Source organism: Candidatus Limimorpha avicola, assembly GCF_056978975.1.
Window position 1 is genome coordinate 1 of sequence record NZ_DBMCYK010000005.1, and the last position, 19,896, is coordinate 19,896.

The 19,896-nt window shown below is 38.3% G+C and carries 15 protein-coding genes and 1 other RNA gene; 12 read left to right on the forward strand and 4 right to left on the reverse strand.

Going from position 1 to position 19,896, the window contains the following annotated elements; translation table 11 throughout:
- Nucleotides 1–146: 146 nt before the first annotated feature.
- Complete coding sequence (locus ACZOVS_RS03525; RefSeq protein ID WP_483995850.1) at nucleotides 147–1,388, reverse strand: chitobiase/beta-hexosaminidase C-terminal domain-containing protein; 1,242 nt, start codon at nucleotides 1,386–1,388, stop codon at nucleotides 147–149.
- A 78-nt stretch (nucleotides 1,389–1,466) separates the two neighbouring features.
- Nucleotides 1,467–2,279: an XRE family transcriptional regulator gene (locus ACZOVS_RS03530; RefSeq protein ID WP_483995851.1), complete on the reverse strand. Its 813-nt coding sequence runs from the start codon at nucleotides 2,277–2,279 to the stop codon at nucleotides 1,467–1,469.
- A 197-nt stretch (nucleotides 2,280–2,476) separates the two neighbouring features.
- Between ACZOVS_RS03530 and dinB the strand changes: the two genes are divergently transcribed.
- The 4 genes from dinB (at nucleotide 2,477) to rnpB (ending at nucleotide 7,533) form a co-directional block, all read left to right on the forward strand.
- Nucleotides 2,477–3,616: a DNA polymerase IV gene (dinB, locus tag ACZOVS_RS03535; protein ID WP_483995852.1), complete on the forward strand. Its 1,140-nt coding sequence runs from the start codon at nucleotides 2,477–2,479 to the stop codon at nucleotides 3,614–3,616.
- Nucleotides 3,617–3,618: 2 nt separating this feature from the next.
- On the forward strand, nucleotides 3,619–6,558 hold the full coding sequence (locus ACZOVS_RS03540; protein WP_483995853.1) for a PHP domain-containing protein: 2,940 nt from the start codon (nucleotides 3,619–3,621) through the stop codon (nucleotides 6,556–6,558).
- Between the two features lie 66 nt (nucleotides 6,559–6,624).
- Complete coding sequence (locus tag ACZOVS_RS03545; RefSeq protein WP_483995854.1) at nucleotides 6,625–7,098, forward strand: hypothetical protein; 474 nt, start codon at nucleotides 6,625–6,627, stop codon at nucleotides 7,096–7,098.
- A gap of 69 nt (nucleotides 7,099–7,167) precedes the next feature.
- Nucleotides 7,168–7,533: RNase P RNA component class A (gene rnpB / locus ACZOVS_RS03550), an RNA gene on the forward strand.
- Between the two features lie 37 nt (nucleotides 7,534–7,570).
- Here the strand turns inward: rnpB and ACZOVS_RS03555 are convergent.
- Complete coding sequence (locus tag ACZOVS_RS03555; RefSeq protein ID WP_483995855.1) at nucleotides 7,571–10,810, reverse strand: S41 family peptidase; 3,240 nt, start codon at nucleotides 10,808–10,810, stop codon at nucleotides 7,571–7,573.
- A 2-nt stretch (nucleotides 10,811–10,812) separates the two neighbouring features.
- Complete coding sequence (locus ACZOVS_RS03560; protein WP_483995856.1) at nucleotides 10,813–11,634, reverse strand: exonuclease domain-containing protein; 822 nt, start codon at nucleotides 11,632–11,634, stop codon at nucleotides 10,813–10,815.
- A 180-nt stretch (nucleotides 11,635–11,814) separates the two neighbouring features.
- On the opposite strand from ACZOVS_RS03560, the gene ACZOVS_RS03565 reads away from it, so the two are divergent.
- The 8 genes from ACZOVS_RS03565 (at nucleotide 11,815) to lolA1 (ending at nucleotide 19,893) form a co-directional block, all read left to right on the forward strand.
- A complete protein-coding gene (locus ACZOVS_RS03565) occupies nucleotides 11,815–12,171 on the forward strand; it encodes a DUF3276 family protein (protein WP_483995857.1) in 357 nt (118 codons plus the stop codon).
- A 190-nt stretch (nucleotides 12,172–12,361) separates the two neighbouring features.
- Nucleotides 12,362–13,147, forward strand: coding sequence for a ParA family protein (locus ACZOVS_RS03570; protein ID WP_483995858.1), 786 nt, complete (start codon nucleotides 12,362–12,364; stop codon nucleotides 13,145–13,147).
- On the forward strand, nucleotides 13,144–14,049 hold the full coding sequence (locus ACZOVS_RS03575) for a ParB/RepB/Spo0J family partition protein (RefSeq protein WP_483995859.1): 906 nt from the start codon (nucleotides 13,144–13,146) through the stop codon (nucleotides 14,047–14,049). Before ACZOVS_RS03570 ends, ACZOVS_RS03575 begins: the two co-directional genes overlap by 4 nt.
- Before the next feature lie 2 nt (nucleotides 14,050–14,051).
- Nucleotides 14,052–14,606, forward strand: a complete 555-nt coding sequence (locus ACZOVS_RS03580) for a DUF5683 domain-containing protein (RefSeq protein ID WP_483995860.1) — start codon at nucleotides 14,052–14,054, stop codon at nucleotides 14,604–14,606.
- A 10-nt stretch (nucleotides 14,607–14,616) separates the two neighbouring features.
- A complete protein-coding gene (gene dapB / locus ACZOVS_RS03585; protein WP_483995861.1) occupies nucleotides 14,617–15,342 on the forward strand; it encodes a 4-hydroxy-tetrahydrodipicolinate reductase in 726 nt (241 codons plus the stop codon).
- A gap of 1 nt (nucleotide 15,343) precedes the next feature.
- Nucleotides 15,344–16,852 (forward strand): signal peptidase I, encoded by a 1,509-nt coding sequence (gene lepB / locus ACZOVS_RS03590; RefSeq protein WP_483995862.1) that lies wholly within the window; start codon nucleotides 15,344–15,346, stop codon nucleotides 16,850–16,852.
- 19 nt (nucleotides 16,853–16,871) lie between these two features.
- Complete coding sequence (locus ACZOVS_RS03595; RefSeq protein ID WP_483995863.1) at nucleotides 16,872–19,271, forward strand: DNA translocase FtsK; 2,400 nt, start codon at nucleotides 16,872–16,874, stop codon at nucleotides 19,269–19,271.
- 1 nt (nucleotide 19,272) lies between these two features.
- Complete coding sequence (lolA1, locus tag ACZOVS_RS03600) at nucleotides 19,273–19,893, forward strand: outer membrane lipoprotein periplasmic chaperone LolA1 (protein ID WP_483995864.1); 621 nt, start codon at nucleotides 19,273–19,275, stop codon at nucleotides 19,891–19,893.
- Nucleotides 19,894–19,896 lie beyond the last annotated feature (3 nt).

A 19,896-nucleotide genomic window follows, 5' to 3' on the forward strand; every position in this document is an offset into this window, starting at 1 on the left:
AAATTAACCGAAGACCAAGGGAAAAATTAAACTTCTCCACTCCAAAAAAGGAGTTCTTCAAATTTATTTCGTAATATTGCACTTGCTGTTTGACTCTACCAAATGTTTTTTTCATTGCTATAATTTTTAATTTAGTATTTTATTAGTTATAGAATCACTCTCAACAACAAAGATGTCTTTTTCTCTTTTTTGCTCATTAAATCCGTTCTAACGTCATTACATTCAAACACTCTCACATTACCTTCCGAAGATATGGAAAGATATCCATCTCTAAGGATAAAGGTTGAACCATTCTCATAGAGTTTTCCGGTACAATAACCATCTTCCACTTTGCTAAACATGAGAACAGTATCAGTAGGCATAGTGGTATTTGCTATAGAGATAAGAGTATTTACATTATCATTTTCCGTCAACAATCTCAAGGATACTCTTCCATTAAATGAATTAAGAGAGAAGTCCTTAATATCGTATTCTGTAGGTATCTGATCATCAATCTGTATTTTCAGCACTCCTTCACAATATTTTTTAATATTGAAAACTGCTTCTGCGACGTCACTTTCCACAAAGCCGCGTTTATAAGCGCGAGCCTTAATGGTACGAGATGTAGGCACATATATAGGTTCTGTATATTTGGTACACAGTTGATTAGGATCAGAGCCATTTGTAGTATAATGGATAACGGCATCAGGAGTATCGCAATATAACTCCACATATTGAGGTTCTTCATACTCTCCACCGTTTATAGAGAACGTAGGAGTTTCCACTTTTTCCATTGAAATAACATATTCGCCAACAGCTATTTCACTTGGCATCAAACCGTCTTTATAAGCACGTACCTTAACAGTTGTCGTTTCATTCAACAAGATATTGGACACATATTCCAAAGAAGTAGAGTCATTCGGCTCAGAACCATCGAGAGTATAATACAAGACTGCATCTTCTGTAGCACAAGAAAAGGTCACTGATATCTCATTATTATAAGTACCCGGAGGCAAAACGAATACCGGTGTCGCCACCTTATCCAAACAGATGACGTATTCCGCTGTTGCCACATCGCTCGGGTCATAATCCTGAGAATATGCGCGTGCCTTAACTGTAGTAGTCTCCTCCAGAACAAATTCCTCACTATAAATCAATGACAATGAATCATTAGGTTCAGAACCATCAAGAGTATAATAAATAACGGACGACTCCGTCGCACATGACAATGATACCGTAACATTGTCTAAATAGTTCCCTGCTGCCGGTGAAAATACAGGTGTTTCCGTTTTTTCGACAACCGGAGTTACAGGATTATCATCTTCCGGGCCATTATCTTTTTTACAACCAACCAACAGCATAAATATGACCATAGCAAAAATGCTGAAAATAAAGTTTCTCTTTTCCATATTTTTTATTTTATAGTTAACATTAACCTTACAAAAATACATTTTTTTTATTTTCAAACCAAATTTATTTTAAAATCATCAACATTTATCACGGTCATCAAGTTTTTTACTGATGGTTTTTATTGTTTCTTTTATTTCCCCCATAGTCCTAAATATCACATCTCTATCATTATCAAGAGATTCAGGAAGCTCGTCACTTATATAATGTACGAATCTCCAGACTTCTCTTATATTTTCCAACGGCAAAATATAAGGTTTATATGAAGTATTAAGCGAATACAGTCTGAAAAAGCCCTTATCGAACTTGTTTTCCACCACCTTAAACAATACGCCATCATCTACAGTGATGATTATATATGCCTGCCAACTGCGTATATCAGTGATATCCAATACGTATTCTCCTGTAACATAAGACTTGTCGGGTATTGGCAACATGGAATCTCCACTTATCTGAAATGTACGATATTTTCTGTTCATGGAAAGAAAAGGCAAATGGAAAGCAGGCAACTCCTTGATATAATCCGGATCAGAATAACCTGTAGCATAACCCGCCTTAGCCTTTTCATTTACCAATTCTATATTCTCATTGTTGCCGGCATCGACGGTAGTGGCAAGAATCCTTATATTACTTCCTTTAAGAAAAACATCGTATCCTCGCTCCAACTGACTCAACATCTCGTCTCCTATCTTGGAAAGATCCACTTTAACCAAAGTATCAATCGCCACTTTGAAATAATTTGAGAACGATATCAATGTGTCAATATTGGGCTGTGCCACATCGTTTTCATAACCACTTAACGTTGAACGTTTTATTCCCATGGCAAAAGCTATATCATCTTGAGTCTGCCCTCTTCTTTTCCTTAAAAATTTTATATTAGAACTGAAATACATATTTTTTTGCCTTTTCCTCTTGACAGAATAAAATAAAATGTTTAATTTTTCGTCGATATTTTTGATTAAATTTTCGTCAAAAATACAACAACAAAGACGTTTTGTCAAGTATTTTAAGGATTTTTTTAACATTGTTTTTCAAGAAGAAAAATTCAGAAACATATAAAAATATAAAGCTATTAATAAATAAGGTATATATGAACAGGACAATATTACATTTGGATTTAGACACATTTTTTGTTTCTGTAGAACGTTTAGTCAATCCTGTATTGGAGAACAAACCTGTCATTATAGGAGGATTATCAGACCGAGGTGTAGTATCCACATGCAGTTATGAAGCGAGACGTTTCGGAGTACATTCGGCACTGCCCATGCGTATGGCGAAAAAATTGTGTCCGCAAGCAATTTTCATAAGAGGCGATTATGAATTATACAGCAGGTATTCGAAAATGGTTACAGAAATAATAGCCGAAAAAGCGCCGATATTCGAGAAGATAAGCATAGACGAACATTATGTGGACATCAGTGGCATGGACCGTTTTTTCGGATGTTACAAATGGTCTCATGAATTAAGGCAATTTATCATAAAAAACACCGGACTGCCCATATCATTCGGATTATCAGAGAATAAAACCATCTCCAAAATTGCAACTGATGAAGCCAAACCCAACGGAGAATTATATATAAAACATCAAGACATACATGATTTTTTAGATCCTTTGTCAGTATGCAAGATTCCAATGGTAGGCGAGAAAACACACAAGCTGCTGAATATGATGGGTATTATATCTATAGGTGATTTGCGTAAAATACCCTGCCATATTGTGGAACAATCGCTTGGGAAAAACGGACTTGAGATATGGAAAAAAGCAAACGGCATAGACTCAAGTCCTGTAAAACAATACGAAGAACAGCAGTCGTTGAGCAAAGAACACACCTTTGAAAACGACACAATAGACATGGTATTGTTACACAAGCATCTCTCGGCAATGGTCGAACAGTTATCTTTTGAATTAAGAAACCAAGGAAAACTAACGGGATGTGTCACTATAAAGATACGTTATGCCGACTTTGATACGCATACCCGGCAACAGCAGATAGCATATACAGCCTTCGACCACAAACTGACAAATACAGTATATGAACTATTCGACAAGTTATACAACCGCAGACTGTTAATAAGACTTATAGGAGTTAGATTCAGTAACCTGATAAATGTATCCCGACAACTCGACATGTTTGAGGATAACACTGTAACAGACAATTTATACAGTGCCATAGACAGTATAAGGCATCGTTTCGGGAAAGATGCCATACACAGAGCAATAACAATATAATCATGTATCTCAACACACATTCATATTACAGTTTTTGTTATGGGACTTATTCCATAGAAGAGCTTGTACGTCAGGCTAATTATTACGGTATAAGCAGTCTTGCCCTCACCGATATCAACACGACCATGGGTATCCCGGATTTTGTAGCAGAATGCAACAAATACGGAATAAAACCCATTGCAGGTGCAGAGTTTCGCAACAACAACGAATTATTATATGTCGCCATAGCAAAAGACAACGAAGGCTTCAGAGAGATAAACGAACACATCAGCAGACATAACATCATCAAAATGACTTACGAAGCCGATGCTCCCTCGTGGAATAATGTTTACACCATATATCCATTTGGAAATAAGAATGTAAAACAACTGAAAGACAATGAATATATAGGAATACGGTTATCTCAGACAGCACGTCTTATCACATCTGACATAAGAAAGTACCAAGACAGAGTTGTGATAATGCAGCCGGTGACATTCAAAGATGAAGACTCCCGGCATCTCCACAAATGTATGAGAGCCATAGATAACAACATGCTGATAAGCCGATTGGACCCCATGTTACATGCCATGCCCGATGAGATACTGCTCCGCCCCGATCGTATAAATGCAGCCTTCATATTGTACAAAGACATTGTAAAAACAAGCGAACGTCTTGTTTCACAGTGCAATATATATTTCGACTTTAAGACGGCAAAAAACAAAAGATATTACACAGGCAACAGATACGATGATTATGAACTGTTAAGGAAGATGGCTTTTGACGGCATGACAAGCCGTTACGGGAATAACAACAAAGAGGCTTACAGACGCATAGAGCACGAACTTGAAATAATAGACAAACTGGATTTCGCGTCATATTTTCTCATCACCGCCGATATCATACGATATTCCATATCGAAAGGGATACCATACATTGGCAGAGGCAGCGGAGCCAACAGCATCATCGCCTACTGTCTTAGAATAACTGACGTTGACCCTATAGGATTAGACCTTTATTTTGAACGTTTTCTCAACAGTGGACGAAGTTGTCCTCCTGATTTCGACATAGACTATTCATGGAAAGACCGTGACAAGGTAACGAGTTATATCTTCAGCCGTTATGGAAGAACAAACACTGCACTATTGGGAGCCACCATAAGTTTCCAAAAACGATCTTTATTGCGGGAACTCGGCAAGATATATGGCATGCCAAAACAAGAGATTGAAAAGATGGGCTCCACGACATGTCCGGAGAACAATGTCTTATGGCAAAAGATACACTGTTTGGCACAACGTATGAAAGATTTTCCATATCAACGTTCCATTCATGCCGGAGGAGTGTTGATAACGGAAGAACCCATAACATGTTACACCGCTCTCGACATGCCTCCAAAAGGATTTCAGACCACACAATTCGACATGTATGTTGCCGAACGTCTTCATTTTGAAAAATTCGACATACTAAGTCAAAGAGGCATAGGTCATATACAAGATGCCGTAGAAATGATACGGAAAAACAGAAATATCGACATAGACATACATAATACGGAAAAAATACAAAAAGACGAGAAGGTTCGACAGTTGTTACGCTATGCAGATACCAACGGATGCTTTTATATAGAAAGTCCTGCAATGAGAGGACTGTTGAAAAAACTGCAATGTGACAGTTATGAAACACTTGTTGCCGCAAGTTCCATAATACGTCCGGGAGTAGCCAAATCAGGAATGATGAAAGAATATATAAAACGTTTTCACAATCAGAACGACATCAAATACATACATCCTCTGATAGGCAGTTTGCTCAAAGAGACCTTCGGTGTCATGGTGTATCAGGAGGATGTGTTGAAAGTATGTCATCATTTTGCCGGATTAGACCTTAACGATGCAGATTTGTTGAGACGCATGATGAATAACAAACGCCATAAGGAAGAAGAATACGACAGATTGAGACAAAAATTCTTTAACAACTGTAAATCAAAAGGTTATAATGACGATATCATCAAAGAAGTATGGAGACAAATAGAATCTTTTGCCGGATATTCTTTTTCCAAAGCCCATTCGGCATCTTACGCCGTGGAAAGCATGCAGAGTCTTTATCTCAAGGCTCATTTCCCATTGGAGTTTCAAGTTGCTGTCATCAACAATTTCGGAGGATTTTATCCCACTTGGGTATATTTCAATGAATTAAAGAAAAAAGGCGGCAATATTCATCATTTGTGTGTCAACAACAGTCATTATCTGACAACACTTTATGGAGATATAGCATATATAGGCTTCATTCATCTGCAAGGATTGGAAAAAGAATTTGCCATTAATATATGCAAGGAAAGGGGAATGTACGGCAAATACTTGAGCATAAAAGATTTTATAGAACGATTACATCCAAAGATTGAACAGATAATATTATTGATAAGAAGCAATGCCTTTGCATTCACCGGTAAAAACAAAACAGAACTTCTATGGGAAGCAATGATGTTTAATAATAAATATTCACAACACGATATCAATCAATATCGTTTCATTTATGACGAAAAAGGAGATAACAATTTCAGACTTCCCGTCATGAAAAGCACAGCTCTTAAAGACGCATACGATGAAATAGAGTTGTTTGGTTTCCCTCTGACATTATCGTGGTTCGACATGTTGAAAATACGTTTCAGAGGAGACATACAGGCATGTGAAATGATGAACAACATTGGCAGAGAATGTCGTATGCTTGGGCATCTCATCACCATAAAAAATACAAGAACCATCACCGGAGATATGATGCAATTTGCCACTTTCATAGATTCGCAGGGTGATTTTTTCGACAGTGTACATTTTCCCAACATATTGAAAACATATCCATTTCAAGGCGACGGCACCTATCTCATTCTCGGCAGAATAACGGAAGATTTCGGATATCCGAGCATAGAAGTACTTAAAATGGAAAAAATGGAAATGCGACAGGCACAGATATGATTTTTCATTATTACAAAATCTTTCTTTCACAAAAAAACGTAATTTTGCACAAGAAAATAAATCATTATGGAACACAGATATTATGACTTTTACATGCGTTTCGATGACATAGACGATGCAGTAAAAGCACAGGAATACTATAACAAGACATATAAACCGTCTATAGGAGGCAAATTTGTCATCAACGACAATGGAGTATGTTCCCTCTCGCTTCGCGACGACTGTCAAATCATGCCGTTTTTATATGATTTCGGACTTAAACGTTTCATTGTCACTGACAACGAACACGGATTCAAGAAAAACAAAGAAGGCAGATTCGTCTTTGAGGTCTTAACCGACAACGACAAGTTATATACTTTCGACAATGATGATAATCTGTTTGAGAACATAAACAGATTCCTGCAGGAAGGAATATATGAAGACAGCTATGTTCATGAAAAAGGCACGCTGCCTCCTGTTGTAAAACGTTACGATGACAGTCTGTGCATAGACGACCTTTACGACATGTTGGATGTCAATGTACCAGGTTTAGATTACTGACAATTCCCATATAAATGACAAAATCCTTGCAAAATGTTTGTCATTTCGATAAACTTTGTACTTTTGCAGACGGGAAGCAAGATTGTCGCAGGCGGGGCATGATTATGCTTTGCGTGAGGAAAGTCGGGACAGCACAGAGCACCATACTTCTTAACAAGAAGGTATCTGAAAAGATAACAGACAGTGCCACAGAAAATTACCGCTCTAAAGAGCAAGGGTGAAAACGTGAGGTAAGAGCTCACGCGTCATTATGGCGACATGATGACGGGGTAAACCTTATGGGCTGCAAAACCAAATATACCGGTGTTTGAGGGCTGCTCGTCCGAGCCGGGTGGGTAGGTCGCTTGAGTTTGATGGTGACGTCAGACCTAGAGAAATGACAATCACCTTAATATTATAAGGTAACAGAATCCCGCTTATGTCTTCCCCAATAAAAAAACGACTCCGACATTTTCGTCGGAGTCTGTTTTTATCATTTACCCCAATAATGGAAGTCCTCGAGTTCCTCAAGCAACACCCTGACAGCTGCGTTAAGCTGTTCATCTACGCCACGTGTAAGTTCTTCCACCGTATTTCTGACCTTGACATCAGGTTCAAGTTGAGTATTCTCAAGATAGACTCCATCTTCTGTACGATAGCCTACCACCGGCAGTCCGAAATACAAGTTTTCATCTTGAAGAGTCTCCCATGTCACACTGCTCATGGTACCGGGAACGGGCATTCCGACAAGTTTGCCAATTTTCTTGTACTTATACACCCATGGTGTACCATGAGCGTTACTGTAATTTGCCTCACCTATTATCATTACCGAAGGTTTCACATAACGTCGCGACGGCATGACACACACCACAGAATCACGTATCACCTGTTCAAGATATTTCTCTCCGCTGAAAAGCACCTCTATATCTTCATGCAGACGACCGCCGCCGTTAAAACGGGTATCTATAACCACTCCATCGCGAAGATTATATTTTCCGAGTATGTCGGCATAAACATCACGATAGCTTTGGTCTCCCATGCTTCTGATATGGACATAACCTAATCTGCCTCCTGAAAGACTGTCAACGACCTCGGCATTGTGTTTTACCCAACGTTTATACATCAGCTCATTCTGTTTGCCATTGGATATAGGTTTTACAACTTCATCCCAACGGTTTTTCTCTAAAGGATCAAACAAAGACAACAATACCATTTTTCCGGATTTCTTGTTAAGCAACGGATAATAATCCATATCTGCCGATACCTCTACTCCATCAATTTTTTCTATCACCACTCCTTTTCTCATCTTGGTATTTTCAACATCGAAAGGACCATATTCCAGAACTTCTGCCACTTTCAATCCATCGCCTTCATAATATGTATCGAAGAGTAATCCCAATTGTGCCGTTGCATCACCGTCTTTGCCATTGCCATACATCCTTGCGCCGGTATGAGATACGTTGAGTTCGCCAAGAATCTCACTCATAAGTTCAACAAAATCATAACTGTTGTTTATATGTTTCAAAAACGGATAATAATCGTTTTTTATCTTCTCAAAATCAGCACCATTAGCGCCGGGCATAAAGAAACGTTTACTTTGCTGCAAAAAGATATGATTGAACATATATTCCCGTTCTGCCGCTCTATCGAGTTCCATAGTAGCGTCATATTCAACATGTTTCGACTTGCCATTGGCGTCAATTTTCTGAAGATTGCCGCCTGATAAAACATACACATCACCTTTATCATTGATTTCCAGAACAGCTCCTCCTCCACCAAGTTTCTTCAATATTTTTGTAGATTTTTCTCTAACATCGAGTTCCCACAAATCATAACCTTTCTCGAAAGAACTTAAAAAATAAAGTTTTTCTCCATTGGCAGACATCACCATCCCGGACAGTCGAGAAGACATGGGTGTAAGCCTTATTATACGTTCATCAATACGTTCAGGTTCCACAACAATAGCTTTCTTCACTTCTTTTTTCTTGTCTTTTTTTTCTTTTTTATTGCCTGAAAGAGTCTCCATAAGATTCTTTTCCTGTTGCAACAAATCATAATCCTCCTTAGAGAGACGGAACTTGTCGTATGCATCTTGATTTACGAAAGCGATGAAAGCATCATTTTGGCTTCCCCATGAAGCATGAGAACGCATACCGTAGCGATTGGAATAAAAAATCACCGCATTGCCATCCAAAGCCCATTGAGGTCCACCGGCGATATAACCGTCATTAGTGATGTTGTATATTATCTTATCCCCTGAAGCAGATACAACAGCAACATCGGAATAAGGAGAGCGCATATTGGTAATCAACTCTATAGCAAACCATTTACTATCCGGAGACCAACAATATGAAAACTCGTGATTCGCATCGTTGCCAATATGTTTGGAACCATCTGTTATGGCACGAACTTTTTTAGTATCAAGATTTATCACCTTCAATATGTTTCTGTTTTCAAGATATGCTATTTCCTTTCCATCCGGAGAAAATTGCGGAGTAGTACGTTCTATCCCGTCATCTTCAAAAAGAGGAGTTTCTTCTATCAAAGTAGAATAAGCAAAGTTAACCTCTTCATCGCGTACTATTTTAGCGACATAGATATTATAATAGCCATCGCGTTCCGACATATAGGCAATACTTCTTCCGTCAGGAGAGAAAGAAGGGCAGCATTCCGACTGAGGAGTTTTCGTTATTTGTTTTGTCGTTTTATATTCATCAGTAGTAACGAATATCTCGCCTCGAGCCTCAAAAGCTATTTGCTTACCGTCGGAAGTGATACAGAAATCACCGGCACGACCAAACTTACCTCGTTCTATCTGTTCGGTATAATCGGATATTATTTCTATTTCGACCTTACGCGGCTCACCATCTACAGTCTGCGTATATATCTCACCTTGATAACCATAACACAGCATGCCATTATCAGATACTGACAAGAATCTAACAGGATGTACAGGAAAATCCGTAATCTGAGTAACATTGTCCGGGTCACTGACAGCAGACAAATAAACATTGAAGTTTTTGCCATCGCGTTCACTCAAAAATGCCATCTTGTCATATCCGGGAAGAAAGACAGGGTCCCTATCCTCGCCGACATTAGCAATCAGAATAGTATGTGTTTTGTTTTGCGCATCATAATAAACAATATCACGAGCCACGGAAGATGTATGATGTTTTCTCCAGATATTTTCACCGCCTTTTCTATCATAATAGAGAAAAGATTCACCGTCGGCATCGAAAGAGACGCTGCACACAGTAGCATCGGTGACAAGCTTAGGCCTTCCGCCATTGCAGCTCACCTTATATAATTCTGTAAGCCATGCACTTGTAAACTGCACATTGGTATGAGTCTTTTGCAGATGAGCCGAGAAATATATTTCTTTATCATCGGGCGAGAAAGCGAGCGGTATCTCAGGAGCTGAGTTTGTAGTAATCCTTTTAGCCTGTCCTCCTTTTGAAGAAACAACAAACACATCAAAATTGCCATAGCGATCTGATGCAAAAGCTATGTTTTTGCCGTCATTAGACCATACAGGGTTATAATCATAAGCAGTAGAGGTAGTAATTTGTCGTGCCAACCCACCGTCAACGTCAACGACATAGATATCACCTTTATAAGCAAATGCTATTTTATCACCTTGGGGAGAAATAACATTATAACGCATCCAAAGAGGTTGAGCCAAAGATAATATCGACAATGTCAAAAACAAAGAACAAAAACATATTTTTTTCATATTCAATATTTTATATTTTTTCCACTCATACGAAGTTTAATACCCGTAATGATTTTTTTTGTATATTGAGGAAAGTCGCTACGCATAATCCAGTCATAATACTGGGGTTCCTTACGAAAAACATCTTCCACAGGCATATCTTTATATTTACCGAATTTAAACACCTCTCTGCCAAACTCATCATAAACAATTTGTCCCATAAGGTCAGCATTCTGATGATGAGCCGAGAATACGGCAAGAGCATGTACATCGTTGGAAACAGGTTGTTTTATCACCGTGCCTTTATTATCGACGAAATCTCTGTTCTGATATTTATCGAGCATGGCACACAACACCTCGTAAGTAGCAACAGTATCGGCAGAAGCGCTATGAGCATTTTCGAAATCTTTATTAAAGAAGAAGCGATAAGCGCCTCTGAGGGTACGAGGTTCCATTTTCATAAAGATATTCATGACATCTATGACATTACGGTTACGTACCTCAAATTCAACATCAGCTCGAATAAACTCTTCCACAATGAAAGGAAGGTCGAATTTCAATATATTATATCCAGCGAGGTCACAATTGTTAAGGTATGCCGACAAGGCAGGTGCAAGTTGTTTAAAATTGGGACAATCTGCCACATCGGCATCAGTAATACCATGTAGTTCAGTTGTTTCCGGAGGTATTGGAATACCAGGATTTATACGCCAGGACTTTTGTTCCTCAAAGCCATTGACATCAATTTTAAGAATACTTATTTCAATAATACGGTCATGTACCGGATTAAGGCCGGTGGTTTCCAAATCAAAAAACGCAACCGGACGTTTCAAATTCAAATTCATATTTAAAAATTAAAAAAATCACTCATTTTCGAGTGTCAAAGGTAAGTATTTTTAAGAAATTGATAAAAAAAACATCAATTCGTTGAAAAAAAAATTTTTTTTATGAAACAACAATGGTTTATTAAATAAAATTTGTATTTTTGCTTCCGTAATAGATATAGACATCAAATACAGAGAAATATGGAAGAAAATGAAAAGATGAGTAATCGGGAAGAGATATTCTCGAAGGCGGTACGAGCAGGAAAACGTACATATTTTTTCGATGTAAAAAGCACAAAAGGTGACGAAAAATACATCACTATTACTGAAAGCAAAAGACGTTTCAGCAATGATCAAGATCGTTTCTTTTATGAAAAACATAAGATTTTCCTATACAAAGAAGATTTTGAGAAATTCAGCAACGCATTGAAAGGAGCATTGGAATTTATTGAAACAGGCGTTTATCCGGAAGGATATTTCGACAAAGAAGAAAAAGAAGAGAAAGTCGATGATGAAAACGTCGATAAATGGTTTGATGATTTAGAGAAACAATCATAATCCGTTTAAAGCACTGTTTAACGACAGTAAAATATTTATTAATTAAGATAATCACGACGAGTTGTTCGGGACGAACGACTCGTTTTTTTATAGAATGTTGATAAAATATATAAGATAAAAATATTAAAATGTGATGTAATTTTTGTATCTTTGTACGTTTTATTTTTTAAACTACATAAAACAATAAAAAATGGGAAAAATTATTGCGATAGCCAATCAAAAAGGAGGAGTCGGCAAGACCACCACAGCCATCAATCTTGCTGCAAGTCTTGGAGTTCTTGAATACAAGACACTGCTAATAGATGCCGATCCGCAAGCGAACTCCACTTCGGGCATAGGCTTTGACCCCAAAAACATTGACGGCAGCATATATGAGTGTATCATAGACGGCTTGGATCCTAAAAGTATCATCAAAGAGACAGAGACGCCCAACCTGTATCTCCTGCCGGCTCATATAGACCTTGTTGGTGCGGAAATAGAGATTATCAACATGCCCCAGAGGGAAAGAATGATGCGCAATAGTTTGGAAAATATCAAAAACGATTATGAATTTATCATCATAGACTGTTCTCCCTCGTTGGGACTAATAACCATAAATGCATTGACAGCTGCCGACTCTGTCATTATTCCGGTACAGTGCCAATATTTCGCATTAGAGGGGCTGGGAAAATTGCTTAACACCATCAAGATAGTACAGGCCCGATTTAACCCCGGACTTGACATTGAAGGCATCTTGTTGACAATGTTCGATTCAAGGACAAGAATATCGAAACAGGTAGTAGAAGAGGTAAAAACACACTTCCAATCCATGGTCTTCAATACCATCATCAATGTAAATACAAGACTTAGCGAAGCCCCAAGTTACGGACAGTCAGTGATAATGCACGATGCAGCAAGCACAGGTGCCATAAACCATATCAACCTCGCAAGAGAGATATTACAACGCAACAATTTAATAGATAAAATCGAACAATGACAACACCGAATAAGAAGAGAGTTTTAGGGAGAGGTCTTGACGCCATTTTGCAAAGTCAGGAAACCGATATTACCTCAACAGATATATCCGGCAGTTATGTGGCAGGCGCAGTAGCTGAGATAGATATCGACCTGATAGAGACGAATCCGTTCCAGCCAAGAACAGATTTCGATGAAAAAGCATTGCAGGAATTGTCCGAATCAATTAAGACACAAGGCGTCATTCAGCCGGTAACAGTACGCAAAATGGGATATGACAAATACCAACTCATATCAGGCGAACGACGTCTCAGAGCATCGAAAATGGCAGGAATGAAAAAAATCCCCGTATTTATACGCGTAGCCAACGATGAACAGATGTTGGAGATGGCTCTCATAGAAAATATTCACAGAGAAGGACTTAACGCAATAGAAGTAGCTTTATCATATCAACGTCTTTTAGAAGAATGCCAATTGACACAGGAACAATTGAGCGAAAAAGTAGGTAAAGACAGGTCAACTGTAACCAACTTCCTGAGACTGTTGAAATTACCACCAGAGATACAAGTCGCCTTACGAGACGGATTCATCAGCATGGGACATGCAAGAGCATTGATTAACATAGGCGATACTACAAAACAACTGCTGATATTGAAACGTGTCATTGAGGAAGACCTTAATGTAAGGCAAGTAGAGAAAATCGCCCGTGAACTTGTAGAATCCCAAACGGTTGGCAAAGGCGTAAAGAAACAGTCTGACTATATCCCGGAAAGTTTTAAAAAACAGATTGACAACATATCAAAGAGCCTGAACATGAGCGTAAAACTAAATCGCAACAACAGAGGCAAGGGCAGTATCACCATCAACTTTAAAAATGATGAAGAGTTTGACAAACTAATCAACATCATCAGCAACAACAAGTGACAATGCCGAAGAAAACAATCATACTGACATTGCTGCTTTCGATGTTTTTAGGTAATCTACAAGCACAAAGCGAAGAAATAACATTGAAAACACACAATCCCAAACGTGCGGCATTGTACTCTGCCATTCTGCCGGGACTTGGTCAAGGCTACAATAAAAAATACTGGAAGATACCGGTCATTTATGCCGGTATAGGTACCATATCTTATTTCGCCATATCAAATAACAATGAATATAAGATTTATAAAAAAGCCTACGACTATAAGACTGAAGTCAATACCGACGTAGGAGATGACATAAAGGAATTGGCTGACCGTTATACGGCAGACAACCTTATATCGATGCGCGACTATTATAGACGTAACACTGAATTGAGTTGGATCATACTTGCCATCTGGTACGGACTCAACATCATAGATGCCACAGTAGATGCCCATTTTTTCTATTATGACATAGGCGACGACCTTAGTCTCAGCATAGATCATTTCAACAACACATGTTATAACTATAGCAATTGTGGATTGACAACAGGATTGACTTTTAAGTTGAACTTTTAAAACAGCAACGATGAACATAGCAATAATAGGATATGGTAAAATGGGGAAAGAAATAGAAAAAACAGCCCTTGAAAGGGGGCACAATATTGTTTGTGTCATTGACAACGAGTCGGATTGGGAAACCAAGAACGAACTTATTGTCACTGCTGATGTCGCCATAGAATTCAGTATGCCTAAAGTTGCACCTGACAACATAAAAAAATGTTTCGACAAAGACATTCCAGTGGTATGCGGCACTACAGGATGGAACGAACATGAGAATGAAATAAGAGAACGATGCCTTAATGACGGTAAAGCACTGTTTTACGCTCCTAACTTCAGTATAGGAATGAATTTCATGTTCATGATAAACAAAATGCTGGCTCGCTTTGCACAACATTACGGTTATGAACTGTCAATAAGAGAGACACATCACATACACAAATTGGACATGCCGAGCGGCACAGCAGTGAAACTTGCCAATGACATAATTGCAAACAACAGCAACTATTCACAATGGGCATTAGATGCTTCGAAAGAAGGCATATTGCCCGTCATCTCCATACGCGAAGGCGAAGTCTTCGGAATCCATAATGTCAAAGCCGTATCAGAATGTGACGAGATTAACATCTCGCATCAGGCATTCAGCAGAAAAGGTTTTGCCGTTGGAGCAGTGACAGCTGCCGAGTTCTTGATAGGCAAAAAAGGTTTATATAATATGAACGATTTATTAAATGAAAATATAAACAATAATTAATATGTTAGCATTCATTATCATAGTACCCATACTTTTCACAATTCCTATAGCATTGTGTTGGAATTTATTTAAAAAAGCCGGACAAAAAGGATACTACTCAATAATACCATTTTTCAACTTATACATATTCTCAAAAATCATCAATTGGCAAAAATGGTGGTGTTACGTATTCCTGATATTTCCTTATATCAACTTTTTCGTGATGATGCTGATGTTCATCGAATTGGCAAAATGTTACGGCAAGTTCAAATTATGGGAGGTTGTATGTGCAGCATTGATACCATACATTTATATGCCCATTATAGGTTTTCAAAACGTTGAATATCATGACCCGAGGACTACTGTAAGACCTAAGAAAGCACCTGTGCGCGACTGGTTGGATTCAATAATATGGGCTGTGGTGGCAGCTCTGATAATAAGAACTTTTATTTTCGAAGCATACAGAATACCGTCCTCAAGCATGGAAAAGTCATTGCTTGTCGGAGACTTCCTTGTAGTGAGCAAAATCAACTACGGACCACGCATACCCAACACTCCATTGTCGTTCCCTTTTGTACATCATACCCTTCCATGGTCAAAGACAACAAAATCATACATCACACATCCTCAACTTCCATATAGACGTCTTCCCGGAATATGCGACATAAAACGCAATGACCCTATAGTGTTCAACTTCCCCGCCGGCGACACAGTAAGTGAAGTATATCAAAGTAACGTAACTTACTATCAACTCATAAGACGTTATGGCAGAGAACGCGTCAACAATGACAAAGCCAACTTCGGTCGTATTATCACAAGACCGGTTGACAAGAGAGAGAATTATGTCAAAAGAGTGATAGCAATGCCGGGCGACACATTGCAAATAATAGACGGTATAGTATATATCAACGGGAGCAAAGGAGAAATACTGCCCAATATTCAGCACAACTATCTTGTAAAAATAACAGGCACCAATATAAACAGTCATATACTCGACAAATACGACATTACCGAAGCATATCGCACCGCATCACCAAATGAATTCATATTCAACATGACAGAATCTGTTGCAAAAGAATTTGAAAAACAACCTTTTGTAATTTCAGTAACACGTATGATTGCCAAAGCCGGTGAAGATGTCAGCCAAGAGATATTTCCTAATGATACTGTAAATTTCAAATGGAACGTTGACAACTTCGGACCTATAGTGATCCCCAAAGAAAGCGTCACGGTGTCAATCAACCCACAAAATATTGCCCTTTATGACAGAGTGATAACAGCATACGAACATAACGATTTAAAGGTTAAAGACGGTAAAATATATATAAACGGTGTCGAGAGCGACAGTTATACATTCAAGATGGATTATTACTGGATGATGGGTGACAACCGTCACAATTCACAAGATTCCCGTTTTTGGGGTTACGTTCCAATAGATCATATTGTCGGTAAACCTATATTTGTATGGTTGTCAATGGATACAAACAAAGGTAAAATACGTTTTAACAAAACTTTCAGAGTAGTAAAATAAGTTATCACATAACATAAAAATGAAAACCAAGAAGAAAAGTAAAGAAAAAAACGACAATGCTTCCGCAAGCAAAAAAAAGAAAGAAACAGACATAAGAACACGGATAGTTATTGGCATTTTCCTCATTCTATTGGGGATATATATACTATTGTCGTTTATCGATGCTTTTTTAGACTACGATATAACCGGGAAACTCGGTGGCAAGATTGGATTATTCCTTAGTTCCCGTATGTTTGGTATAGGTTCTATTTATTTTATTATTATTATTATCGGAATAGGTATTAATCTGATCTTCCGACGTCCGAAATTATACATATTAAGAATATGTAAAAATGCCTTGATGTCTTTCGTATGGATTCCATTGCTGTTTGCTCTCATAATGCAATCATCATCTGAAAACGGCACCGAGTTGGAAAAATACTATGGAATAACCGGTAAAGTGGTTTATGACTTTTTAGACTTTTATATAAGCAAAATAGGTATATTGATATTGCTTTTACTGACAGGATTGACCTATATAATTTATTCATTCAACATCACTTTTGAGTTTTTGAGAAAAAAATCAAAAAATAATGAAAATGAAAACGACAATAAAGATAATGAAGATACTGACAATGACAACAAACAAAATAAACCAGACGAAAACGAATGGTTAATAAAACCTATCGACAAGGAAAATAAAGATTACGAAGATGACAATGATACCAATTTCAGTTGGGAGATCAAAAAAGACAATAAAGACGACAACGACCCTACATTCGAAATAACAACACATCCTGAAGAGTCCTCATCAGATGACGACTCTCCTAATGAGTCCGATTCAGATATATCAATGGAAGTAACCGAGATAAAAGAAGAGAAACAGGTAAAAGAAAACGGAGAACATTTCGGATTAGACACTGCTTATGACCCAAGATTCGAATTATCGAATTATGTATTTCCCACATTAGATCTCCTCAAAGATTACGGAGACAATACTGCCACCATTGATACTGCAGAGTTAGAAAACAACAAAAACAAAATTGTTGAAACTTTGTCCAATTATTCCATTGCCATCTCCAAGATAAAAGCCACAGTAGGACCGACTGTTACCTTATATGAGATTGTTCCAGCTGCCGGAGTACGTATTTCCAAAATAAAGAATCTTCAGGACGACATTGCTTTATGTCTGTCAGCATTGGGAATACGTATCATTGCGCCAATTCCGGGTAAAGGTACTGTAGGTATAGAAGTTCCCAACAACAAATCGCAGATAGTATCTATGAGAAGCATAATAAGTTCTGAAAGATTTCAGAAATGCAATTATGAGTTACCTTTCGGCATAGGAAAAACCATCTCAAACGAGAGTTATGTTGCAGACCTTGCCAAGATGCCACATATACTTATGGCAGGTGCCACAGGGCAAGGTAAATCAGTGGGTATCAATGCAATAATAGCATCTTTATTATACAGCAAGCATCCGGCCGAATTAAAATTCGTACTCGTTGACCCTAAAAAAGTGGAGTTAAGCCTTTACAAAAAGATAGAACGGCATTTTCTTGCCAAACTCCCTGACTCAGAAGAATCTATAATAACAGACGTGCGTAAGGTCGTGCGTACTCTCAATTCACTATGCATAGAGATGGATAATCGCTATGAGTTGCTCAAAGATGCACAAGTACGCAACATCAAAGAATATAATGCAAAATTTATCAGCCGACGTCTCAACCCCCTCGAAGGACACCGCTTTATGCCATATATAGTACTTGTTGTAGATGAGTTTGCCGACCTTATCATGACAGCCGGCAAAGAGATAGAAGCACCTATCACTCGGCTTGCACAACTTGCGCGTGCAATAGGAATACATCTCATCATTGCGACGCAACGTCCTTCGGTCAATATCATCACCGGAACCATCAAAGCCAACTTCCCGGCACGTATGGCATTTCGTGTCATGTCGCGTGTAGATTCCAGCACCATATTAGACAGCACCGGTGCGGAACAACTCATAGGACGAGGAGATATGCTGTTGTCCACCGGCAATGATTTGGTAAGACTTCAGTGTCCGTTCATCGACACTCCGGAGGTAGAAGCCATAACTGAGTTCATAGGCTCCCAAAGAGCTTACCCTGAAGCCTACACACTACCCGATTGTCCTGATGAACAAGACGATACAGTAGATAAGGAAAATATCAATCCCAATGAAAGAGACCCGCTGTTCGAAGATGCAGCACGTCTGATAGTACAATCACAACAAGGTTCAACCTCCATGCTGCAACGCAAATTCAAAATTGGGTACAACAGAGCCGGTCGCATCATAGACCAACTGGAATGCGCCGGCATAGTAGGACCTTTTGCCGGCAGTAAACAACGCGAAGTGAAAATACAAACAGAATACGCACTCGATCAACTTCTTAACGACCTTAATTATAAAGAATGATATGAAAAGAACACTGTACATCACATTTTTAGTATTATTTGCATCATTGTCAGCATATTGCCAGAAAGCTGACGAAATGTTTCGCTCTGTTGTTGATGGAATCAAAGCTTTCAAAAACATAGAGATAAGTTTTGAATACAAGATGACGAATGATGTTGTCGGCATAAACGAGACTATAACGGGTAATGGATTCCTTCAAGGCGATGCCTACAGATTAGACTTAGGCAGTCAGATTTTGATATGCGACAGCAACACATTATGGACATATCTTCCTGATGATGCAGAGGTCATGATAAGCGACGTCAATGCTGAAGATGGAAGCAATTCCCCACTTTCAATAATAGAATCATATTATGATAATGTCAATGTGGTTCTCGACGATAAAAATGAAGACTTCAAAAGTTTTGTAATAACACCGCAAAATGAAGACAAATTTAAAAAAATAGTAGTCAACATCGACAAGAAAACTTCTCATCTCAAAGAAATTCATGTGTATGACGATGATGACAACATATTTTCCTATATCATAAACAAGTTCATCACTAATCAGGAACTTCCTCAAAACACATTTGTTTTCGACGAGGAAAGTCATCCTGATGTAGAAGTTATCGATATGCGATGACAA